Consider the following 23490-nt stretch of genomic DNA (forward strand, 5'->3'; position numbering starts at 1 on the left):
TTGAAATACTATAGTTAAGAATTAACATACAAAAATCAATAATATTATTTTGCAATAATCAAATAAACAAGGGGGCTATTTAAAATTGGTTAAAATCGGAATAATTGGTGCCACAGGATATGTAGGCGCTGAACTTTTAAGATTATTATTATCTCACCCAAAGGTTGAAGTTGCAGCTTTAAGTTCAGTTTCTTTTGAGGGGCAAGAGATTAGCAATATATATAAAAATTTTTTAAGCAAAACAAATCTAATTTGTGAGTCTGCACATGATGTTGTTGAAAAGTGTGATGTAATCTTCACCGCCCTACCTCATGGATTAAGTGAAGATATTGCTAAAAAAGCTCTAGACAACAAGAAGATCTGCATTGATATGGGTGCTGATTTTAGATTATCTAGCGAAGAAGAATATGAAAAGTGGTACGGAAAAAAATTCACACAACCTGAAATACATACAGATAGTGTTTATGGACTTCCAGAATTAAATAGAGATAAGATCAAAGAATGTTCTTTAGTTGCTAACCCTGGTTGTTATCCAACAACTATAGAATTAGGGCTAATGCCGTTACTTAAAAATTCATTAATAAAATTAGATAATATTATTTGTGATTCTAAATCTGGAACTACAGGCGCTGGAAGAGGATTAACTTTAAATACTCACTTTCCAGAAGAAAATGAAACTTTTGCTCCATATAAAGTAGGTGCTCATAGACATACACCTGAAATCGAGGAAACATTATCTGCTATGGCAGAAGATAAAGTAAATGTAACATTCACTCCTCACCTACTTCCAATTAATAGAGGAATAGTTTCAACAATTTACTGTATCCCAAGAGATAAAGTAAATCTTGAAGAAATTCATAAACTATATACAGAATTTTATAAAGATGAACCTTTCGTAAATGTACTTCCGCTTGGTGATACAGCTTCAATAAAAAACGTACGATTAACAAACGATTGTCATATATCTTTACACTTAAATCATAGAGAAGATCAAATTATTATTGTTAGTACTATAGATAACATGATTAAAGGTGCTGCCGGACAAGCAATTCAAAACATGAATATAATTTTAGGTTTTGATGAATCGGAAGGTTTAAATCTAATTGCACCAGCTTTTTAATTCATATCATTTTTAAGTAATAAAAACTTTAACTGATTTCATTATTAATTATGCATTGTGCATCGAGCACTGTGCATTGACTAAGGGGGTTATAAATTTGGATATAAAATATATAGATGGCGGAGTTACAGCTCCTAATGGTTTCTTAGCTTCTGGGGTACACTGTGGATTAAAGCCAGGAAGCTTAAAAAAGGATTTAGCTTTGATTTATTCGGAAGTTCCTGCTGCCGCTGCAGGAATGTATACTAAAAATAAAGTTAAAGGTGCTCCTATTTATGTTACAAAAGAGCATTTATCAAACAAGAAAGCACAAGCAATAATAATAAATAGCGGTAATGCAAATACTTGTAATGGTGATGATGGTTTAATTAAGGCAAAGAAAATGACTTCATTGCAAGCTAGTAAACTAAACTTAAAAACAGAAGATGTTTTAGTTGCATCTACAGGAGTAATTGGGGTTCCTTTAAATATAGATGCTATTAAAGACGGTATTCCAATGCTTACTGAAAAGTTATCAAAGGAAGGTGCTAATGATGCATCTTTAGCTATAATGACAACAGATACTTTTCAAAAGCAACTAGCTGTAGAATTTTATATAGGTGATAAGAAAATTACTATGGGGTCGATGGCAAAAGGTTCAGGTATGATTGAACCAAACATGGGAACAATGCTTTCCTTCATTACAACTGATCTTTCTATTGCTCCAGAATTACTACATGAAGCTCTACAATCGAGTGTTGGAGTAACTTATAACAGAGTCAGCGTTGATGGAGATACAAGTACTAATGATATGATATTAATTTTAGCTAATGGCTTAGCTGAAAATCCTACTATAACTGAAAAAGATGAAAGTTACAATACTTTCTTAAATGCCCTTACTGAGTTAAATACAATTATGGCTAAAAATATAGCTAAAGACGGTGAAGGTGCTACAAAGTTATTAGAATGTCAAATAATAGGTGCAAAGAATGAAAAAGATGCAGTTGTTTTAGGCAAGAGTGTAATAAACTCTAGTTTAGTAAAGACTGCAATGTTTGGTAGCGATGCGAACTGGGGAAGAATTCTTTGTGCACTTGGATATGCAAATATTGATTTCGATCCCGAAAAAGTTGATGTTGCCTTTGAAAGTAAGGCTGGCTCAATAAAAGTTTGTGAATCTGGCAGTTCTTTACCCTTCGATGAAGATATTGCAAAAAAGGTTCTTAGCGAAAATGAAATAGTTATTAAAGTTAACTTATCCTTAGGTAATTATAGTGCTTATGTTTGGGGCTGTGACCTAAGTTACGAATATGTAAAGATAAATGGTGATTACAGAAGTTAATCTTAAATTATAAATAAATATACTTTAAACTTATTCCGATGTACAGTTCTTAATATGTTAATTATGAACTGTACATTCTAAATTGACTGGGGGTATTAACTTGTTGAATCATACTGAAAGAGCAGAAGTCTTAGTTCATGCACTACCTTATATACAGCGTTACCGTGGAAAAATAATAGTGGTAAAATACGGTGGAAATGCAATGATAAGTGATGAACTTAGAGAAACAGTAATAAATGATATTATATTAATGAAATGTGTTGGAATCGAACCAATTGTAGTACATGGTGGCGGTCCTGATATTTCAGATTTATTAAATAGATTAAATCACAAAAGTGAATTTATTAACGGCTTAAGATATACTGATGATATTACCATTGAAGTAGTTCAAATGGTTTTAGGCGGAAAAGTAAATAAAAATCTAGTTTCTTTAATAGAGAAATTTGGAGGAAAGGCCATTGGCTTATGTGGAATGGATGGCTCTCTTTTAAAAGCTAAAAAAATAGAATCTGATAACGACTTAGGGTATGTAGGTGAGATAACTAAGGTTAATACAGAAATATTAAAAACTACCATAAGTTCAGGATATATACCTGTTGTTGGTAGCGTAGCTTTAGGAGAAGATGATAATAAGGCATACAATATAAATGCTGATACTTGCGCAGCAAAAATTGCATCAGCATTAAAAGCTGAAAGATTAATACTGCTTACTGACGTTCCAGGAGTTATGAAAGATCCAAAAGATATATCTACTCTAATTAGCACATTAAGATTACATCAAATTCCTAAATTATGCCTTGAAGGGATAATAAAAGGTGGAATGATTCCTAAAATTGATTGTTGCGTTGAAGCAATTAGAATGGGTGTTGAAAAAGCAACTATCCTTGATGGACGTGTACCTCATTCCATTCTTTTAGAGTTATTCTCTAATGAGGGTATCGGAACAATGATTTATTAATCAAAATATTAAAATATTTTAGAAACTTCAAATAAATTTCTCTAATAATAGTTAATGATCTAAAGTTTATACTAGATATTATTAACTATTGAATAATTTAAAGGGGGCAATTTTATGTCATATGATTTTAACGAAGCAAAAGAACACGTTGTTAATAGCTATGGTCGTTTAGATCTTATACTCACTCACGGCGAAGGTGTTTATCTTTATGACCAAGATGAAAATAAATATTTAGATTTTACAAGTGGAATTGGTGTCAGCAGCTTAGGATATGGACATGAAAAATGGGTTAAAGCTACTAGTAATCAATTAAAAACACTTGCTCATACATCGAACATATTTCATACTGAACCAAGTTTAAAACTTGCTAAAGAATTAACTGAAAAGGCCAACATGAGTAAAGTCTTTTTTGCTAATTCTGGCGCTGAAGCTAATGAAGGATCTATTAAACTAGCTAGAAAATACAGTTACGACAAATATGGTGCTGGAAGAAGTAAAATTCTTACTCTAATTCAATCATTTCACGGTAGAACAATAACAACCCTAAAAGCAACTGGCCAAGAGAAATTTCATAAGTACTTCTACCCTTTTACAGAAGGTTTTGATTATGTAAAAGCAAATGATATAGAAGACTTTAAAGCTAAGCTTACAGATGATGTTTGTGCCATAATGCTCGAAGCAATACAAGGTGAAGGTGGTGTTATCCCTCTTGATACAAAATTCGTTCAAGAAGTAGTAAAAGCGTGTAACGAGAAAGATGTTCTTGTAATATTCGACGAAGTTCAATGTGGTATAGGTAGAACAGGTAAAATGTTTGGGTATAATAATTTCAATGTAGAGGCTGATATAGTCTCTGTAGCAAAAGGTCTTGGTGCAGGACTTCCTATAGGCGGAATACTTTGTTCCTCTAAAGTTGCAGATGTATTCAAACCTGGTGATCATGGCTCAACTTTCGGAGCAAATCCTGTTGTATGTTCTGGTGCTTTAGTTGTTCTTGAAGAGATTTGTAATGAACAATACTTTGAGAAAATATATAAAAGAGGATTATTTGTAAGAGAGCTAATAGATGAAGCTAAAAATCCTCAAATTGTAGATGTACGCGGTATGGGATTAATGATCGGAATAAAGGTGAAATGTGATCCTGCTCTAGTCCAAAAAGAAGCTATAAAAAAGGGATTGTTAGTGCTTACAGCCGGTAAAGATGTTGTTAGGCTTCTCCCACCCCTTACTATAACTGAGAAAGAATTAAAAGCTGGTATAGACATTATTCTTGAAATTTTATCTAGCCTTAATTAAATTTTAATTTGGCATGAATATGATCTTTATCGCATCTTTTGAATCTTCCCCTTAACTGCTCATTTTTCACTTTCTTATTGTTTGGAGGCATATATTTATGAAAAAAGATTTATTAAAAATGGATGATCTTTCTAAAGAAGAAATTCTGGATATTTTAAATTTAGCAGATCAGTTAAAATACGAACAAAAACATGGCATAGAACATCATCACCTTAAAGGTAAAAGTTTAGGTATGATTTTTGAAAAATCATCTACTAGGACCAGAGTTTCCTTTGAAACTGGCATGTATCAATTAGGTGGAAATTCACTTTTTTTGACTGATAGAGACATGCAAATTGGTCGTGGTGAGCCAATTGAAGACACTGCTAGAGTCCTTTCTAGATTTATACAAGGCATAATGATTAGAACTTTCTCACAAGATGAAGTTGAAAAATTAGCTAAATATGCATCAATTCCGGTTATAAATGGATTAACAGATGAAGAACATCCTTGTCAAGTACTAGCTGATTTGATGACGATAAGGGAAAATAAAAATATATTAGAAGGTCTAAAAGTTGCTTTTATTGGTGATGGTAACAACATGGCCAATTCTCTAATGATTGGCTGCCTAAAAGTCGGCATGAATTTTGCAGTTGCATCTCCTGAGAATTATACAGCATCTAAGGAATACCTGAATAGAGCTAAAGAGATCGCAGAAAAAGAAGGCGTTACTTTTACAATTACTACATCTCCACTTGAAGCTGCTAAAGATGCTGATGTTATAATTACTGATGTGTGGGCTAGTATGGGCAGAGAAGAAGAGGCTAATGAGAGACTTAAAGCCTTTGAAGGATTCCAAGTTAATAAAGAATTAATGACTATTGCTGATAAAAATGCTATGGTGCTTCATTGTCTTCCTGCTCATAGAGGAGAAGAAATTTCAGCTGAAATTTTGGAAGAACATGCTGATTCAATTTTTGATGAATCTGAAAATAGATTACATGCCCAAAAAGCTGTCCTTGTTAAATTAATGAAATAGTAAAACGCTAGTTAACTAAAAAATGATATACTTGTTTACTTCGATTGCTAAAAAAATTGCAAAGAATTTCTATCATTTCAAGGTAAAAAATTGTTAAAGTTACATGCACTCAACTAGTAACAAATTTTCACCTTGAAATAATGAAACTCAATAATTTTTTTTCTGATGCATTCTGCGCAAACAAGTATATCATTTTTTTATATTCATATATAACTTAAATATTTATTTTATAAATTATTATTAATTTTGTAGTCGTGATGATAAAATATAATTATATGTATAATTTATTTTTAATTTAACTAATGATAATTTACTCAACATATATTTTTAGAGGAGATAATATGGATATTGATTTAAAAGAAAAAGTAAAAAAACTCCCTTCTTCACCTGGTGTATATCTTATGAAGGATTCACTGAATAACGTTATTTATGTTGGTAAGTCAAAGAACTTAAAAAGTAGAGTTGGATCATATTTTATAAATTCTAAATCTCATTCTCCTAAAATTCTTAAGTTAGTTCAAAATCTCAAGGATTTTGAGTATAAAATTACTGATACTGAATTTGAGGCTTTTTTGCTTGAATGCGAATTAATAAAGAAAATTAAGCCTGCTTATAATAGGCTAATGAAAAATCCTAAGTCATATTCTTACATAAAAATAGTTCTTAACGAAAAATATCCAAATATTGAAATATCTCATGAATCGAATGAAATGGATGGAAACATTTATTTTGGTCCATATTCAAGAAAAAACATTGTTGAAAAAGGGCTTTATGGTATTAAAGAATACTGCAAAATACAATGCAGTAATAATCAGCGAAAAACTTCATCCTGTTTTAATTACTCTATAGGATTATGTATTGGAATGTGTTTAGATAGTACACCAAGAGAAGAGTATACCAATATATTAAATAAAATAGTAAATCTTCTTAATGGTAATGATAAAAGTATTCTCCAGGAAATGGAACATATAATGAATAGTGCTTCTGAAAAATTTGATTTTGAAACTGCCGCTAAATATAGAGATTACATAAATTCAGTAAATTATTTGCTAGAGAAAATTAAAATTGTCAAATTTACTAAAAGAAATAGAAATATTGCTTTGCTTGAATATTTAGATAACGACATAGTTAAATTTTTTCTTATTAGAGGAAATAAGGTACTCTTTAGTGATAAATATACTTTAAAAAACTTTGATTTAGAAACATTGAAAAGTATTCTTAAAAATAATATTTTATTTTACTTTAACAATAAAGATGTTCCAATCGAAATTGGAAAAGAAGAAATCGATGAATCCCAAATAATTTACACATATTTAAAAAGTAACTCTAATAGCTGCAAACATATTATGATTCCAGAAGAATGGTTAAGCGTTCCAAATAATGATATGAACATATATAATATCCTTAATAAGCTGTTACCTAGTATAAAAAATGATACCTACTAATAAAATTGTGCCTACTTGTTCGTAATTGTACAAGTAGGTATAATTATTATACTAAGTTCATTTAACTAAGTATATAATTTATAAAAGGAGATTTTAACTATGGAATTAATGAAAGCAATCGCAATGCGTAAATCTACTAGAAGCTATAAATCTGAGCAAATCAGTGATGAATCTTTAAATACTATTATTAATGCTGGCTGTGCAGCACCAGTAGGGATGGGTGCATATAACTCAGTTCATCTAACTGTTATTCAAAATTCCGACTTATTAGATAAAATTACAGCAGTTACTGCAAAAGTATTTGGAAATCCAAATATGAAACCATTTTATGGCGCTCCTACATTAGTAATTGTTTCCGGAAAACCAAATGAAAAAGCTCCAGCTATCGAAGTCGCTAACGCTGCATGTATAGTTGAAAACATGTCTCTTGCTGCTACTGATTTAGGAATCGGTAGTGTCTATTTATTAGGTTTTCTATTTGCTCTTTCTAGTGATAATGATCTTCTAAAAGAATTAAGCTTGCCAGAAGGTTTCGTACCAGCAGCTGCATTAGCATTAGGTTATCCAACTGAACCTCTAACAAAAGAAAAAGACTTAAAACAAACTATTCAAATAAACACAATAAAATAATAATTCAAACATAACATAAACTTCAATCCAATAGTGAATTATTAAAAATTTATATAAATTTGTTCGATTAAATAGTGAGGTGTGAAAATGAAAGTATTACTTATTAATGGTAGTCCAAAAGCTAAAGGATGTACCTATACCGCTTTATGTGAAGTAGCCAGTGAATTAGAAAAAGAAAATATTGAAACAGAAATCTTTCAAATAGGAAATAAACCTATTAGTGGCTGTATTGGTTGTGGTGGCTGCTATAAAAGTGGTGAAGGTAAATGCGTATTTAGTGATGATATCGTAAATATCGCTTTAGAGAAGGCAAAAGAAGCTGATGGATTTATATTCGGTTCACCTGTCCATTACGCTGCTCCTTCAGGTTCAATTACATCTTTTTTAGACAGATTCTTTTATGCTGGAAATTGCTTTGCACATAAACCTGGTGCTGCAGTTGTAAGTTGCCGTAGAGGTGGGGCTGCTTCAGCTTTTGATCAATTAAATAAATATTTTACTATTTCAAATATGCCAGTTGTTTCTTCTCAGTATTGGAATATGGTTCATGGCAATACTCCTGAAGAAGTTAAACAAGATTTAGAAGGAATGCAGACAATGAGAATGCTTGGCAAAAATATGGCATGGCTTTTAAAATCCATAGAGGCTGGTAAAAAAGCAGGTATTTCATTACCTGAAAGTGAACCTAGAGTTGCAACTAATTTTATTAGATAACTCTATTTTAGAAAAAGGATTTAATAAAAATTATATTTTCTTAACTTTTATTAAATCCCTCTTACACTTATCAATTAATTAAATATATATTACAATTAAACTTCTATATTCTAGTTTTAACTTATCGCTTGGCTTATTAAAGTTTTAAATGTAAACTTACTATTTCAACATATAATCTCTTAGTATATTATATCTCTAGTTTCCGCTTTAATCATTATCTTATAATTGTTTTCCATTGGTAGAAATTACATTTTTAAACCACTCAAAGCTCTTTTTCTTATACCTTTTTAAATCTCTCAAATCTGATTCATCACGATTTACAAATATAAATCCATATCTTTTTTTCATCTCACCTTGTGAACTTAAAATGTCAGTACATCCCCAAGTTAGGTATCCTATAACATCTACTCCTTCTTCCATGGCTAATTTCATTTGCTCTATATGTGCTCTCAAATAATCTATTCTATAATCATCCTCTACTGTTTTATTTTCATTCAATTCTTCTCTAACGCCAATTCCACATTTTCAGTTACAAAGATAGGCATTTTATATCTTGCATATATCTCTTTTAAAGCTATTCTAAAGCCTATAGGGTCAATAGCCCATCCCCATTCATTTTTCTTTAATAGTGGGTTGGGTGTCATTCCTTTGATTATACTCTCCTCATCTTCCGGATCATCTTTTACAGTTGAACTTTGATAATAACAGCATTCTTTTTTTATCATCTCTTTCTGATTATTACAATTCAGATAATATAAGATCAAATGTTAATGAATTTAAACTTATTAGTTCATCTGATGAACTTGGCAAATTATTGCAGGTAGAAGTAAATTCTCATGTTTGGCTTATAAAAAGAGTTCGTTATATAGATTCCCATCCTATTCATACAGAAGAGATTTACATGCCATATTCCTTATTTCCAAACCTTAAAACAGAAGATTGTGAATCCAGTTTACTTTCATATATTGAGTCTCAATACGATTATAAAATTAGTCACGGTATTAGGACTGTCAGTTCTGTCAAATTAAATAAATATGAGAGCGATTTATTAGATTTACCCAATAAGTATGTTGTAATGCAGATTGAAAATGTAGGTTATTTAACTAATAATAGAGTATATGAATATTCTATAAGCAAATCCAGAGAAAGTAAGTTTCAATATTATTGTAGACGATAAAACTAATATTATATAAATCCGTATTATTAAAAAATTTAGAATAAAAATATCCTTCAAATACTTAATCCCAAAGTTAAGCATTTAAAGGATATCATTATTTTAGTTATATAATATATATGTTCCATAAAATTTAATTCATTAATATTTATTTAAGGCTATTAGATACTATCTCAAATAATTTTGTAAAGAATTGATTATCTTATTTAGAACTTATATATATTTTTTTATTCTGATCTATTTCTTACTGCATTTTTTACATTGGCTTTTTTGATTATTATTTCGCTTTGATTCGTTGTCATCTGCAACTTCTTCCGAAAATTCTGTCATTAACTTTGAACGGTTCATTTTATTGCTAACCCTTACATAGCTATTTTTATTCTTTTCAGTACTCCTAAAATATTTCATTATCATATAAATTGATGAAAATAAAGCTATCATTATCAGTCCTGCTATAAGTCCTGGTGCCTGATCTGAAATAAGAGGCATGCTAAAAATAACTACAATCATACTTATTAGTCCAATCCAAGATGTATACGGAAATCCAGGCATTTGACATTTCCCATCTGGAGGACATCCATTTCTTTTACGAAATCTTATGTGCGTTGCCATAATTACTGCGTAAGTAAAAAGTAGAGAAAATCCACTTGCCGTTACTAGAAAGAGATATATTCTAGGAAATAGCAATCCAAATCCTAATCCCAAAAGCATTGAAATCCCTGAAAATACTATAGCCTTGTAAGGAATATCACTTTTATCCTTCAAAAACTTAGGTGCATCACCTTCATCTGCAAGTGATCTTAGCATCCTTGCAATCCCAAACATAGAAGCGAGAGATGCAGAAAGTATAGCTGTAATAAGTACTAAATTAATTACATTTCCAGCCCATGTAATTCCCAATCTATCAAGAGCCGCAACCATTGGACTTATATTTTCGCTTAAATCTGCTGTAGGAATTAAAGGAAGTAATGCTATAAGAGAAATTATGTAGAGTGATATAAGACTTACAACTGTATAATTAATTGCTTTTGGTATTGTTTTTCTTGGATTATCAGCTTCTGAGGCTGCTAACCCTATTATTTCAAAACCAGCATAAGCAAATACTACTATAAGCATTCCTCCTGCAATACCTCCTATGCCACTTGACATAAAAGGTTCTCTCATAAGCTCTCCTGCTCCTACCGCTGTTCTTCCCGGAATTATTCCAGTAACAAGTAGAAAAGATATAATTATAAATGAAATTATTGCAAAAAGCTTTATAGCTGAAAGACCACTAGTGAGCTTACTTAATTTATCAGCCCCTAAAAGATTAAGCAAAGTTACACCAACAATAATTATAGTTCCTCCTATAGCTATTGATATATTCGGAATCCATTCATTCAATAAAATTGATACAGCAGTAGCCTCACTAGACATTGAAAGTACCATACCAATCCAGTAAACCCAGCCAACAACAAATCCTGTTCCAGGTCCAAAAGCTTCTGATGCAAAAGTCCTAAAGGATCCAGAATGTGGATTTGCAACAGTCATTTCAGATAAAGCATAAAGTATAAAGTATACTAAAATTCCTCCCAATATATAGGATATCAAAACAGATGGTCCTGCAGCATTAATAGCCACCGCTGAGCCAAGAAAAAACGATCCTCCTATTATGCTTCCCAAAGCCATCATTGTGAGCTGCCAAGCAGATAATCCTTTGTTTTTTTTCTTCATAAATATTCTCCTCCGTACTAAAACATCTAAGAAAAGCAAATAAAAGTATTTGCAAATTTCTTAACGATGTACTAAATAACTTCTAGAATATTATTCCTCAAAATTCATATAACATGTACTTTATCTAAATATAAAATTTTATATCTATTATTTTATTTGAAATAAGCTTTAAATATGTAAATCAAATCCATCTAAAAATAAAAGATAAAAGTTAATGCTGGTAACTAGCACTAACTTTTATCTCATCCAAGATTAAATGTAAAACTTAATTATTTAATTCTAATTATTTTCTTCTATTTTTCCTACTATAAATATATATGATAATGCTCCTATTAAAGCTAAAATACCTATCAAAGCTATTGCTGGAGTAAAATTACCACCTGATACAATAATACCTATTACGATTGGAATTACTATTGATGATAAAGCTCCAGTGCAGTTAAATACACCACCAGCTAATCCAACTAAATTTTTAGGTGCCAATAATGATACAAATATCCAAGTAATAGTTGCTAATCCATTACCGAAAAATGCTATAGCCATGAACATTACTATTAATGGAGTGCTATCAACAAAATTTGCTCCAATTATAGTTGTTGTTAATAATAATCCAATAATTATTGGGGTTTTTCTTGCTACTCCCATAGAAACTCCTTTTTTTATGAGCTTATCTGATACAAAACCTGAAACTAAAACACCACAAAATGCAGCCAAATATGGTACTGATGAAACAAAACCTGACTTTATAAAACTTAGATGTCTATATTCCACAAGGTATGTTGGAAACCAAGTTAAGAAAAACCAAAATGTTGATGATATAGTGAATTGACCAATATATATTCCTATGAGCTTACGGTTAGAAAACATCATCTTTAAATCGCTAAATTTAAACTGAGATTTTTCCTTAGCTGTCGAATTATTTGCATCCTCATCTTCTATTATAGCTCCACCTTCTCTGATATAATTTAGTTCAGCTGTATTTATACGTTTACTTTTGCTTGGATCTCTGTATAGTGCATACCAAACAATTGCCCATGCAATTCCTACAAGTCCTGTAAGTATAAATAAGAATTTCCAACCAAACTTATCTTCTAATATAAATAGTAATGGGCTCACAAATGCTAATCCAACAAATTGAGCTGAAGAGTATATTGCAATAGCAGATGCTCTTTCATTTGTTGGAAACCAACTTGATGCCACTTTATTACTTGCGGGCATAACTGGTGCTTCAAAACATCCTATAGATAAACGTAAACCTAAAAGTGATCCAAATCCACCTACAATACTTTGTAACAATGTAGCTAATGACCATATGAATAAACTACATGCATATACAGCACGAGGTTTAAATTTATCAACTAAATATCCACTAGGTATTTGCAATGCAGCATATACCCATCCAAACGCTGAAAATATCAATCCCATTTGAACAGTTGATAATTTCAAGTCTTTAGACATATGAGATGCCGCTACAGATATGTTTGAACGATCCATGTAATTTATTACTATATTTATAAATATTAGAGCTAATACTAAATATCTTACTCTAGTTGGCTTCTCTTCAGTCAAATTAGTCTTATAATTATTATTTATATTCATACTCTTTATTCCTTCCTATCTTTAAATAAATTATTCTCTATTTAGACGAATTGAAGAAAATAGCAGTTTCAAAATATTACGATTATTTTTAATCATAATACATAGTAGCTTGCACTTACCTCTGTCCTTATGATAATTTTCTGAGACAGTATAGCGGAAAATAAGGTTGCAAGATTGGCTTGCTATTTTCTAATTTCGCCTTCTTAAAGCATATCTTAGTATACTCTTACCTCAATGATCTCAGCTTTCCTGCATCCATTTGTTGATTCAATGGTAACTCTAATTTTACTTGCTAAAATCTTACCTATATCTTTAAATATTTCTTTTCGCTTACGATTATTTTTCTTAGATGCAATAATCTTCCATTTGTTATCCTTCCATATGGAAACCCTATAATCTTTAACTAATTCAGGCAATACAGAAAAATCAGTGTAATGATGATGAAGATTTATAAGATCTTCGTTTACATCATCGTTAAATGTAATGTGAATTTCCTTAATTTCAATATCATTTTCCCATTCAAGTTGTATCCACTCATCTGTATCTTTAATATCTTCTGATATCCACATATGAGGACCTCCATAAGGTCTTGAGTAACCATCTGTAATTTTACTAGGAGAATATGCATTTGTTTCACCATGAATTCTAAAGCAAAATTCTTTTCTAGCCATTTCTTTCATAGACCACTCAACAATTGGATTTATACCAATATAATCATCAAGATTTGTATTTTCTATAGTCTTTTTAGTAAATGAAAGTACACCTGTTAATTGTTCAGAAGATAAATGTATTGTAACTTTATCATTAGCCTTTACAACCAAAAATAGATTTCTTGCTACTTCTGATTCTAATGCAAAGTCACTCTTAACCCATTGATTTCTTCCTTTTTCCACTTGTATTTTTTTCTTCTTCAAAAGACTTTTAGGAATATAGTTTTCTGCTCTGCCTGTATCCCAAAGTTCTACTTCCAAAGTAGTTTGTTCTAAACTAGAAATTAGTATTTCTATATCTTCAACTCTGTTTTCTATTGGAAATAAAATTCCTATATCTGTGGTCAACCTATATTCATCGTTAGAATTTACGACTTCAATTTTCCTTAATGATGTAGATGCCATAATAGATGCTGATCTAGCCTTATCTTTCATGTCCTCATTTTTTATTCCTATAATAGATCCATCTTGCTTTAATAAAATCTGCTGTAATTTCTTAATATGCTTCATATATAAATCCCTAGGAATAATTTTATATTCTACACACATTGCTGCCGCTAATCCAACAGCTTCTCCTATAGTAGCACAAGTTGCCATAACTCTAGTTGCTCCAAAAGCTATATGTGATGCGCTAATATTCCTTCCAGCAAACATCAAGTTCAATACGTTTACAGAATATGTGGAACGAAACGGTATATGAAATATTCCATCAGCTTGTATATTTCTAGAGCCACAGCTTTCCTCATATATTCCTTTCTCAGGATGAAGATCTATTGACCAACCACCAAAAGCTATTCTATCATCAAATTCAGTCTGTTCAATAATATCATTTTGATTTAAAACGTAATCTCCTATAAATCTCCTATATTCTCTTTTACCTGGAATTGACCCAACCCACTCTAATGTTAGATTGTCTGCATCATAATTTCCTGAATTTTTTATATAATCCCATATTCCATATACTAGTGTCCATAACTCATCTCTTATTATTTCATTGTCTTTTACTATATCAACTTCTCCACCTAGTTCTATCCACCAATAGCAGCAACCTGAGTCATTAGATTTTATAACTCTATTCTTTGGAATACTAGTTTTACTTATATCTTTTGCAAAATTAGGTGGAATAAATTTAACTGGATGTCCAGCATCTTTAGTATAAAATAATATAGTACTTCCTAATAAAATTTTATCTTCCTTTTCTGGCGCCAATAATTCATTATATTTATATCTGGATTCTCTTCCTAAATTATATTTAGCACCAGCTAATGCTCCAATAAATCCATCTCCAGAACAATCTAGATATACCTCACTTTCAAATTTTGTCTTAGTTTCTGCTCCAATTGTCCACCCTGTCACAGATTTTATTTTATTTTCTTTTTCTCCTTCAATTACATCGATTTCTGACACTTCTGTATTTAAAAATAAAGAAATATTTTTTTCATCTTTTACCTTTTCTAATAATAGCATGTCCCAAAAGTAGGGATTTCCATCTGGATTGCGATACTGATTTTCTAAAAACAATTCTCCCATGATTCCAGTTTCTCTGGCATATCTGTTTACTCCATGTTTTGTTGCTCCACATACCCATACACGAATTTCACTACTAGAATTTCCACCTAAAATTCCGCGATTTTGCACTAAAGAAACACTTTTACCATTTCTAGCAGCAGAAATAGCTGCACACACACCTGCTAAACCACCACCTATTACGGTTATATCCTTTTTTACATTTTTGTAATTCATAATTCGCTCCCTTTATAGATATATTAATCCTAATGTCTACATCTATTTAGTGTTTTAATATTTACAATGCATTGTACCATTTTTTTATAATCAGCTTTAAATTGAGCCTATCACTATCATATCCCACACTGATTATATCTTTATAATATATTAGGACATTAATTTTTTGAATTCACTAACGTATCATCTACATATACTTTATTTCATATATTAGATATAACAATTATTATCTATACAAAATATAAATATCTTAAAAAAGAAATATCCAGCATTCACATATTCTGCAATCAAAATCTCTATAGATAAACAACTTAGGAATTTGATTTATACTTGGCAATAAATACCATACCAGAAAGTAGAAACATTTTTATGCAGCAGGCATTGAAAATGAGCTGTTAAAAGCTTTTAATTGTAGGTTGTTCAACTAATGCTTGTCACAATGAAATTGGGAGCAAGCATTAGTTGTGCAACCTGCAATTTAGAACTTTCAGCGAAATTTTCATAGTCCTGTGAAATAACAATGTTTCTACTTTCGTTGGATTATTGCATAAGTATAAGTTATATATTGTTTATCTATATATAAATACAGATATAATTACTTTAATTACTTTTTAAATGTTTACATTTCACTTCTATTTTCTTATAATTCTTCTATGGCATAATCTTCTTAGCTCTTAAAGGAGGCTTATTGATGTTTGATTTAAATAATTTTAATGTAAATATTAATCAACATATTTTTTGGGATAAAAAAGAACATTTTTTATTGGATGAAGACATAGATTCAAACTGGGTACTTTACGCTATTGAAGATGGTGAATGCAGTTACGAAGTTGAATCTCATAAAGGAAAATGTAAATTTGGTGATATTGTAATTTGTCCACCTGGAATAATTTTTAAAAGAGAGGTCATTACCACTCTTACATTTCACTTCATAAACTTTTCAATAAATTCTGGAGATGATACTTCATCTTTTCCAGTTGGTAAAATATCTGTATCAGATTTAAAAAGACTTAATAATATGTACTACTATTTAAAATTATATAGCCATAATAATAATATTGAATTAAACCAATGGAAAAGCTCGTTGATAAGCGATATTATGAAATTACATTATATAGAAACTCAATATAGCAGCTCCCCAAAAAACTTTGTTCAGGATGAAATTATAAACTATTCATTAAAGTACTTAAATAAATATGCTTATGAATCCATTAAAATCAAAGATTTTTCAGCTTCGCTAGGACTTAGTTCCGTTCAGTTTACTAGACGATTTCACAAGTGTATAGGAACGACTCCTATTGAATATATAACTTCTTTAAGGCTAAGAAGAGCTCAAGTATTATTGCTCAGAACCGAAGATACATTAGATTGTATTGCTTCAAAATGCGGATATGATAACGGATTTTATCTTAGTAGGGTCTTTGCCAAGAACTTAGGCATATCACCTTCTGATTACAGAAAAAAATACCGGTAATAAATTCATATAAAATAAAAATCTAATATATTTATATTGTGCAACCCACATATAAATATATTAGATTCTTAAAAACCTGCTGTGAATCAGCCAGTACAAAATAAACTGTTTAGAGCCTTTACTTTCTCAAATATAAAGCAAATAACAACAAACCATAGAACCTAGCTATCTACTTTTCTATATAATTAATCACATTTTTTACTATTAAATTAATAGTTCCATCGCCGTTTCTTTGTATCTCAAACTTACTAGGGTCGTGATATGTCTCTTCATTGATATACAAATCAATTTGTTTATCAATATTAAGTCTAACTCTTTTTAATTTCTTCTCAACCCAAGTTTTATCCACAGCTACTTCTTCCTGAAGTCCTTGTTGTTTTATATAAGTTGAAAACTCTTCTTTCGCTTGAGGGTGCTCATTAAATAATTCAGCCGAAAACTCATCTATATTAATAGAATCTTCTTCTTTTAATTTAGTTTTTATTGCAGTTCTAATCTCTTCAGCTCTTCCTGCATCATTTGTAACATTTTCTCTAGTCCAGTTCTCTGCTGCCTTTACAAAAGTTTTGGTCATATCTCTTTCATTTGTAACAATGCTTGCACCTAAGAATGTGTTTATAAAATAATTTGCCCCATACTCATCTTCTTTACTACCTTTTTGCTTATCTAAAATCATTAGGTTATATTTATCCTCTTCTATAATTGGTTTAATAAATGCAGCTTTTTGAATTCTTTGCCCACTTCCTGGAAGCCCTGCTGCTTGAGGTACTATCCCTATACCTATTTTTTGATCTATAAATTGAACTTCATGAGTAAAATTTTTAACGTAATCCATCTTAAGTATTCCTACCATTGGACCTTGATCCGTAGTTAAAGACACTATTATTAAATCTCCTGACGGGATATTCACATTTCCTTTCATTATTATGAATAACTGCCTAGCTAATTCTTTAGATAGATTAACTAAGTTATTGTCTACTCCAGTCAGATAATCCTGCGCTACTTCTTTAACTATGTTTCTTTCTGGATTAAACTTTCCATATTTAAGTTCATCATCCTTAAAGCATTTTTCTAGATGCTTATGTAAGAAAAAATATATATCTTCGTCTAATTCCAAACTATATTCGTTTAAAATAGGTTCTTCACCATTACTATCTAATATATGAATAACTGCTTCATTTACATTAATCTCATTTATGTATTCCATACTTTCACCACCAAATAAATTTATACATTAGATATTATAAACTTTAAGTAAATTAAAAAAAAGCCTTAAAGTATACAAAAAAAATGGAAAAGAGTCTGATATAAAACTTAATTTCTTATATCATCAATCTCTTTTCCACATTTTTAAATATTCTTAATTTATTAATCAGATAATTTTCCTAATCTAATTATTGATCTTCAAATTTACTTACATAATTTTTTAAATTCATCTGCTACAAATTGTACTTGTGTTCCTACAACAACCTGTACACTTGTTTTTCCTGGTCTTATTATTCCAGATACACCTGCTGATTTAATAACTTTTTCATCTACAGCAGCTTGATCTTTAATTTCTAAACGTAATCTAGTTACACAATTATCTATAGATACTACGTTTTCTTTTCCTCCAACACCCTTTAATATTATAGCTGCCACTTGAGTATAATCATTATTCGCAAGTTTTACATTTAGTTCTTCAGCGTCATCATCTTCCCTACCAGGTGTCTTTAAATTAAATTTTGTAATTGCAAAACGGAATGTTACATAATAGATTACTGCAAATACTAAACCTATTGGGATTAACATTATTGGATTTTCTGCCATAGGCGCTTTGAAACTTAAGAACCAATCTACAAATCCAGCACTAAAGTTAAATCCAGCTCTTACTGGTAATAATGTACATACAAATGCTGAAATTCCTGTTAATCCAGCATGAAGAACATATAAACCTGGAGCTAAGAACATAAATGCAAATTCTAATGGTTCTGTAACACCTGTGAAGAATGAAGATATTGCTGCTGCTAATAATAAACCATATACCGCTTTCTTCTTCTTATCTTTAGCTGTATGGTACATAGCTAATGCTCCTGCTGGTAATCCAAACATCATTACTGGGAAGAATCCAGTCATATACATACCAGTTACTCCTTGTGTTCCTTTACCTGACCAGAAGTTACCAAGGTCATTAATTCCAGCTACATCAAACCAGAATACTGAGTTTAGTGCATGGTGAAGACCAAATGGTATTAATAATCTATTGAAGAATGCATAAATACCAGATCCAACTGCACCTGTTGATACAATAGCTTCACCAAATGCTACTAATGCACCATAAATAAGAGGCCATGCAAAGAATAATACTATAGATGCAACTATTGAATATGCTGCAGTTACAATTGCGACACATCTTTTTCCACTAAAGAATCCCAATGCATCTGGTAATTTAACACTTTTAAATCTGTTATAACAAGCTGCACCGATTAAACCTGATAAAATACCAATAAATTGTGTTTGAGTTTTGGCGAATGCTGGCGCTACCTCTTTAACATCAATTCCCTTAAACATTGCTACAGCTCCTGTAGATAATAATGTTGTAATCATAAGCCATGAAACAAGCCCTGCAAGTCCTGCTGTACCGTCATTATCATCTGACATTCCTACACCTACACCAATTGCAAACAAAATTCCCATATTGTCAATTAAAGCACTACCTGCTTTTAGCATAAAAGCTGAAGCAATGTTATTTGCTCCCCAGCCTGTAGGGTCAAGCCAATAACCAAGACCCATTAAAATACTTGCAACGGGTAAACAAGCTACTGGAAGCATTAAAGATTTTCCTAATTTTTGTAAATACTTCATCATAATAATATAATTCCCCTTCCATAATAATTAATAAAATTTATTTTAAGGATTGCTATATCCCTAAATGCATTATAATTCTTATGGACATGTATCCTTTTCAGCAAATAAAAAAGCTGAAAAGGATAAATTATATTATCCCTTTCAGCTAATGCCCTGATTTAATCGGTTACACGCCAAAGATCGTATTCTTATACACTCATATTATTCTATTTTTATTCTCTAGTCAATACCCTTTTTTATTTTTTTATTGTTGACACTAATTATATGAAATAATATAATTAGTACATAAATGTGTTACTGTTTAATCAGGCATAAGTTTGCGTAATTCGGAAACTTATGCTTTTTTATTACCAATAAATAACAGAATGAAAGGAAGTGACTGTTCCTGTTTAATCGGGAATATTAAGTATGTTTAATTTTTTTAAGAAGAATTCAAAAGACTCAAACAAAGAAGCAAAATTAGTTGCACCTATAACTGGTAAAACAATAGATTTATCAAAAGTACCAGATAAGGTTTTTGCAGAAAAAATGGCTGGAGACGGGCTTGCAATAGATACTACTGGAGATATAGTAGTTGCACCTGCTGACGGAACCTTAACATTAGTATTTAATACAAAACATGCATTTGCAATTACTCTTGATAACGGGGCTGAGTTATTGGTTCATATAGGTATCGATACTGTTTCCTTAAATGGCGAAGGTTTTGAGCAATTAGCTGAAGCGGGGACTAAAGTTAAAGCTGGAACTCCAATTATAAAAATAGATAGAGATTTTATTTTAGGGAAAGGTTATTCTTTAATAACTCCAGTTCTTGTTACAAACATGGATATAGTCAAAGACTTAAATTCACATGTCAATAAAGATGTTGTTGCTGGAGAAGATGAAGTAATTACTTTTAGTTCATAAAAAAAATGGCTAACATGTTTTTATTAATATGTTAGCCATTTTAATTAAAATTTTATTGTAGCTTTTCTAAACCTCTCTATATGCATTGCTAGATATGCTATTTCATCATCTGAAACTTTCTTTTCTAGCTTTAAAACTAATATTTTTGCTACACCCTTGGATACTTTATATGATAATTTATATTTTGATTTTATTTCTTTTATAAAGTCATTTTCAATAGATATGTCATCTAAAATTCTCTTAATTGCAAATCTCAAATGTGTGAGAAATCTGGCATAGTCTAACGATGTTTTGTCTATTTTTATTTCAGTTTTTTCTTCTACGTATTCAATTATTGAGTTTATCAAATGTGTATTCTTTATAGTATTGGATAGTTTACCTGAATTTCTAGCAGAATGGATATGTAATGCTATGAATCCAATCTCTCCTTCTGGAATTTTTACTTTTTTTTCATTTTGTAAAACTTCCGCAACTTTTTCTGCTAACGAATATTCTTGTGGATATAATGCTTTAATTTCCATAAGAAATGGATTTTCTATTTCTTCTTTGTCCGAAAGCCTTTTCACTGCAAAATTCAAATGATCTACTAATGCGACATGTATTCTCTCATCCAAATTTTCTTTCAATTCATTTGCAACATATGATATCATCTTTTCGCATAGCACAAAAAATTCTTCATCAACGTTTTCAATTACTTGTTTAAAGTTTCTTAAGTTATCCTCATCTTCAATAACAAATATCTTTTCAACCTCAGTACCCTTTTCAATGGTATCTCCAGACTTTCTACCGAATCCAATTCCCTTTGCAAAAAGTATTCTTTCCTTTCCATTCATGTTTACGGAAACTATATTGTTGTTATAAGATTTTATTATAGTTGCTGGATCAATAATTTTACTCATATGACCACCCTTTTTATTATTTATAGAACTTTCTAATCTTTAGCAAATCACTTATCATCTAAATTAATACATTATTTAGAAAATATAAATGACCTTATTAATCTTATAAAACGATTCTATCATTAACATTATTATTTAAATACTTCACTTATCTTTAGCCGTTAGTATCTATTATGATTATTTTAAACCATATAAATCTAATATATTAATAATAGCTTAATATATTATTTATTGTAAAGCACAGATTTAAGAAATCTTAAGATATAAATAGAAAGCAGATTCCTAAGAATCTGCTACATTTCATAACTCACAAATATAATAAATGGACTAATATAAATATATTAATTAAAATTCCATTTATTACTCAATATTTAATATAGAGTATTAAGAATATTCTACTAAGAAGTATTATAAATAACTATCCTAAAATCCTTTATTAAAATTTCTATTTTACATTTTCTTTTCTTAATTCTTGCCTTCCAGCAACATATACAAATGGAAGATATATTAATATACTTACAATTAAGCAAATAAGAGCTGTAACTCCACCCATAATTGAGTTTGTAGATATAATTGCACCCAAAATTGGCGGTGTTGTCCATGTTGCCATTATTGCTACCTTTGGCACAAAACCAATTACTGTTAATATATATGCTATTGTTAACGAAGCTATAGGAGATAATATAAACGGAATAAAATAGATTGGATTTAAAACTATTGGTGCACCATATATTACTGGTTCATTTATATTAAATATTCCTGGTGCTATACCTAAATTTGCAATGGCTCTTTGTTGTGCACCTGCTTTTTTACCTAATACATATATTGCAATCAATAAAGCTATTGAAGTTCCTGCTCCTCCCATATTTACATATGAATCTAAAAATTGACTATTTAATATATTTTCTGGTTGTAATCCATTTGTTATTGCTTCTGTATTAGCTAAAAGTAATGGAAGTAATAATGCATTTATTACTGGCGCTAGTATATTTGAACCGTGTAAACCAAAAAACCATAATACATGTACCAATAATACTATTACAAATACTCCTAAAAAGCTTCCTGCAATTAATTGTAATGGTTTCTGTAGAGTAAAGAATAATGCCTGATGTATATCTGGTACACTCATAACTATAAATAATTCCTTAATTCCCGCTGCTAATGCTAAAATTATTATTGTTGGTAACAATGCTGCAAATGATCTTGAAACTGCTGGTGGTACTCCACTAGGCATTTTTATTACTAATTTAGGATTACCGATTAACTTTACGAAAATCTCTGTAGATACTAATGATACTATCAATGAAATAAATAAACCTTGTGCCCCTAAAAAAGTTAATGGAAATGCTCCTCCATCTGGTGTTGTTGCATATAGAATCATCGATGCCGCAACTGATACTATTCCAGCTCCTAAGCCATCCTTATCATACGATCTTGCTAAATGATATGATATTGTAAATACAACTAATATTGACATAATTGCATAAGAACCATTCCATATAGATCCTCCCTAGCTTTTCCAACCTGCTGGTAATAGCCAATCCATAAAATTTTGATACCATTTAAATCCTATATTATTGAACAATACTGCAAATGCACCAGCCATTATAATCGGTGTTATTGTAGCAAATCCGTCACGTATAGCTACTAAATGCCTTTGTGAACCAATCTTAAATGCAATTGGAACAAAGTGCTCCTCCATCCATTCAAAAAATTTATTCATAATTATTTCCTCCCCCATATCTAAGATTTATTTGAAATAAAGTCAAAACTCATCCATGGCTCTATATAGTCTAGTAAAAAAATCTCTTCCTCTGCTATGCATCCTATTACATTAGTCTTTCCATTGTTCTTCATATCTTTTAGTACAATTTGAAGCTCACCTGCATATCTAGTGCATAAATCTGAATATAATAATATCTA

General features: G+C 30.3%; 19 protein-coding genes and 2 pseudogenes. 11 read left to right on the forward strand and 10 right to left on the reverse strand.

Annotated elements, in window-relative coordinates:
• Window positions 1-85 precede the first annotated feature (85 nt).
• From argC to PZA12_RS21960, 8 genes are all read left to right on the forward strand, one after another.
• Complete coding sequence (argC, locus tag PZA12_RS21925) at window positions 86-1120, forward strand: N-acetyl-gamma-glutamyl-phosphate reductase (protein ID WP_103697920.1); 1035 nt, start codon at window positions 86-88, stop codon at window positions 1118-1120.
• Window positions 1121-1217: 97 nt separating this feature from the next.
• Entirely contained in the window at window positions 1218-2441 is a 1224-nt protein-coding gene (argJ, locus tag PZA12_RS21930; protein WP_103697919.1) for a bifunctional ornithine acetyltransferase/N-acetylglutamate synthase, read from the forward strand.
• A 100-nt stretch (window positions 2442-2541) separates the two neighbouring features.
• Window positions 2542-3399, forward strand: coding sequence for an acetylglutamate kinase (gene argB / locus PZA12_RS21935; RefSeq protein WP_017211161.1), 858 nt, complete (start codon window positions 2542-2544; stop codon window positions 3397-3399).
• 114 nt (window positions 3400-3513) lie between these two features.
• Window positions 3514-4695 (forward strand): aspartate aminotransferase family protein, encoded by a 1182-nt coding sequence (locus PZA12_RS21940; protein ID WP_077843322.1) that lies wholly within the window; start codon window positions 3514-3516, stop codon window positions 4693-4695.
• A gap of 97 nt (window positions 4696-4792) precedes the next feature.
• Window positions 4793-5713 carry an ornithine carbamoyltransferase gene (gene argF / locus PZA12_RS21945; protein WP_077843323.1) on the forward strand — a complete coding sequence of 307 codons (921 nt, stop codon included), beginning with the start codon at window positions 4793-4795 and terminating at the stop codon, window positions 5711-5713.
• 347 nt (window positions 5714-6060) lie between these two features.
• Window positions 6061-7158: a GIY-YIG nuclease family protein gene (locus PZA12_RS21950; protein ID WP_103697956.1), complete on the forward strand. Its 1098-nt coding sequence runs from the start codon at window positions 6061-6063 to the stop codon at window positions 7156-7158.
• Between the two features lie 99 nt (window positions 7159-7257).
• Entirely contained in the window at window positions 7258-7788 is a 531-nt protein-coding gene (locus tag PZA12_RS21955; protein ID WP_103697918.1) for a nitroreductase family protein, read from the forward strand.
• 87 nt (window positions 7789-7875) lie between these two features.
• Window positions 7876-8502, forward strand: coding sequence for a flavodoxin family protein (locus PZA12_RS21960; protein WP_103697917.1), 627 nt, complete (start codon window positions 7876-7878; stop codon window positions 8500-8502).
• 219 nt (window positions 8503-8721) lie between these two features.
• Here the strand turns inward: PZA12_RS21960 and PZA12_RS21965 are convergent, their stop codons facing one another.
• Both PZA12_RS21965 and PZA12_RS21970 read right to left on the reverse strand, forming a co-directional pair.
• The gene (locus tag PZA12_RS21965) at window positions 8722-9000 is read right to left on the reverse strand and encodes a family 1 glycosylhydrolase (protein ID WP_278286267.1); all 279 of its coding nucleotides are present in this window, start codon (window positions 8998-9000) and stop codon (window positions 8722-8724) included.
• Window positions 8997-9146: a family 1 glycosylhydrolase gene (locus PZA12_RS21970; protein WP_278286266.1), complete on the reverse strand. Its 150-nt coding sequence runs from the start codon at window positions 9144-9146 to the stop codon at window positions 8997-8999. Before PZA12_RS21970 ends, PZA12_RS21965 begins: the two co-directional genes overlap by 4 nt.
• 44 nt (window positions 9147-9190) lie before the next feature.
• Between PZA12_RS21970 and PZA12_RS21975 the strand changes: the two genes are divergently transcribed.
• On the forward strand, window positions 9191-9679 hold the full coding sequence (locus PZA12_RS21975) for a UTRA domain-containing protein (RefSeq protein ID WP_181005982.1): 489 nt from the start codon (window positions 9191-9193) through the stop codon (window positions 9677-9679).
• A gap of 234 nt (window positions 9680-9913) precedes the next feature.
• On the opposite strand, the gene PZA12_RS21980 is transcribed toward PZA12_RS21975, so the two are convergent.
• The 3 genes from PZA12_RS21980 to PZA12_RS21990 form a co-directional block, all read right to left on the reverse strand.
• Complete coding sequence (locus PZA12_RS21980; RefSeq protein WP_078114443.1) at window positions 9914-11389, reverse strand: amino acid permease; 1476 nt, start codon at window positions 11387-11389, stop codon at window positions 9914-9916.
• Between the two features lie 279 nt (window positions 11390-11668).
• A complete protein-coding gene (locus tag PZA12_RS21985; protein ID WP_078114442.1) occupies window positions 11669-12988 on the reverse strand; it encodes an MFS transporter in 1320 nt (439 codons plus the stop codon).
• 215 nt (window positions 12989-13203) lie between these two features.
• Entirely contained in the window at window positions 13204-15441 is a 2238-nt protein-coding gene (locus PZA12_RS21990) for an FAD-dependent oxidoreductase (RefSeq protein WP_078114441.1), read from the reverse strand.
• 691 nt (window positions 15442-16132) lie between these two features.
• On the opposite strand from PZA12_RS21990, the gene PZA12_RS21995 reads away from it, so the two are divergent.
• On the forward strand, window positions 16133-16915 hold the full coding sequence (locus tag PZA12_RS21995) for a helix-turn-helix domain-containing protein (RefSeq protein ID WP_078114440.1): 783 nt from the start codon (window positions 16133-16135) through the stop codon (window positions 16913-16915).
• Window positions 16916-17084: 169 nt separating this feature from the next.
• Here the strand turns inward: PZA12_RS21995 and PZA12_RS22000 are convergent, their stop codons facing one another.
• Window positions 17085-18122 carry a nucleoid-associated protein gene (locus tag PZA12_RS22000; protein WP_078114439.1) on the reverse strand — a complete coding sequence of 346 codons (1038 nt, stop codon included), beginning with the start codon at window positions 18120-18122 and terminating at the stop codon, window positions 17085-17087.
• A gap of 203 nt (window positions 18123-18325) precedes the next feature.
• Window positions 18326-19762, reverse strand: coding sequence for an N-acetylglucosamine-specific PTS transporter subunit IIBC (nagE, locus tag PZA12_RS22005; protein WP_077843826.1), 1437 nt, complete (start codon window positions 19760-19762; stop codon window positions 18326-18328).
• Window positions 19763-20170: 408 nt separating this feature from the next.
• On the opposite strand from nagE, the gene PZA12_RS22010 reads away from it, so the two are divergent.
• Complete coding sequence (locus PZA12_RS22010; protein ID WP_077843827.1) at window positions 20171-20668, forward strand: PTS sugar transporter subunit IIA; 498 nt, start codon at window positions 20171-20173, stop codon at window positions 20666-20668.
• A gap of 44 nt (window positions 20669-20712) precedes the next feature.
• Here the strand turns inward: PZA12_RS22010 and glcT are convergent, their stop codons facing one another.
• From glcT to PZA12_RS22025, 3 genes and pseudogenes are all read right to left on the reverse strand, one after another.
• Window positions 20713-21567 (reverse strand): glucose PTS transporter transcription antiterminator GlcT, encoded by an 855-nt coding sequence (gene glcT / locus PZA12_RS22015; protein ID WP_077843828.1) that lies wholly within the window; start codon window positions 21565-21567, stop codon window positions 20713-20715.
• Window positions 21568-22012: 445 nt separating this feature from the next.
• A pseudogene (locus PZA12_RS22020) lies at window positions 22013-23290 on the reverse strand (PTS sugar transporter subunit IIC).
• 20 nt (window positions 23291-23310) lie between these two features.
• A pseudogene (locus PZA12_RS22025) lies at window positions 23311-23487 on the reverse strand (phospho-sugar glycosidase domain-containing protein); the annotation flags it as partial.
• Window positions 23488-23490: the final 3 nt, after the last annotated feature.

This window comes from Clostridium beijerinckii (assembly GCF_036699995.1).
In the GTDB taxonomy this organism is placed as follows: Bacteria; Bacillota; Clostridia; order Clostridiales; family Clostridiaceae; genus Clostridium; species Clostridium helianthi.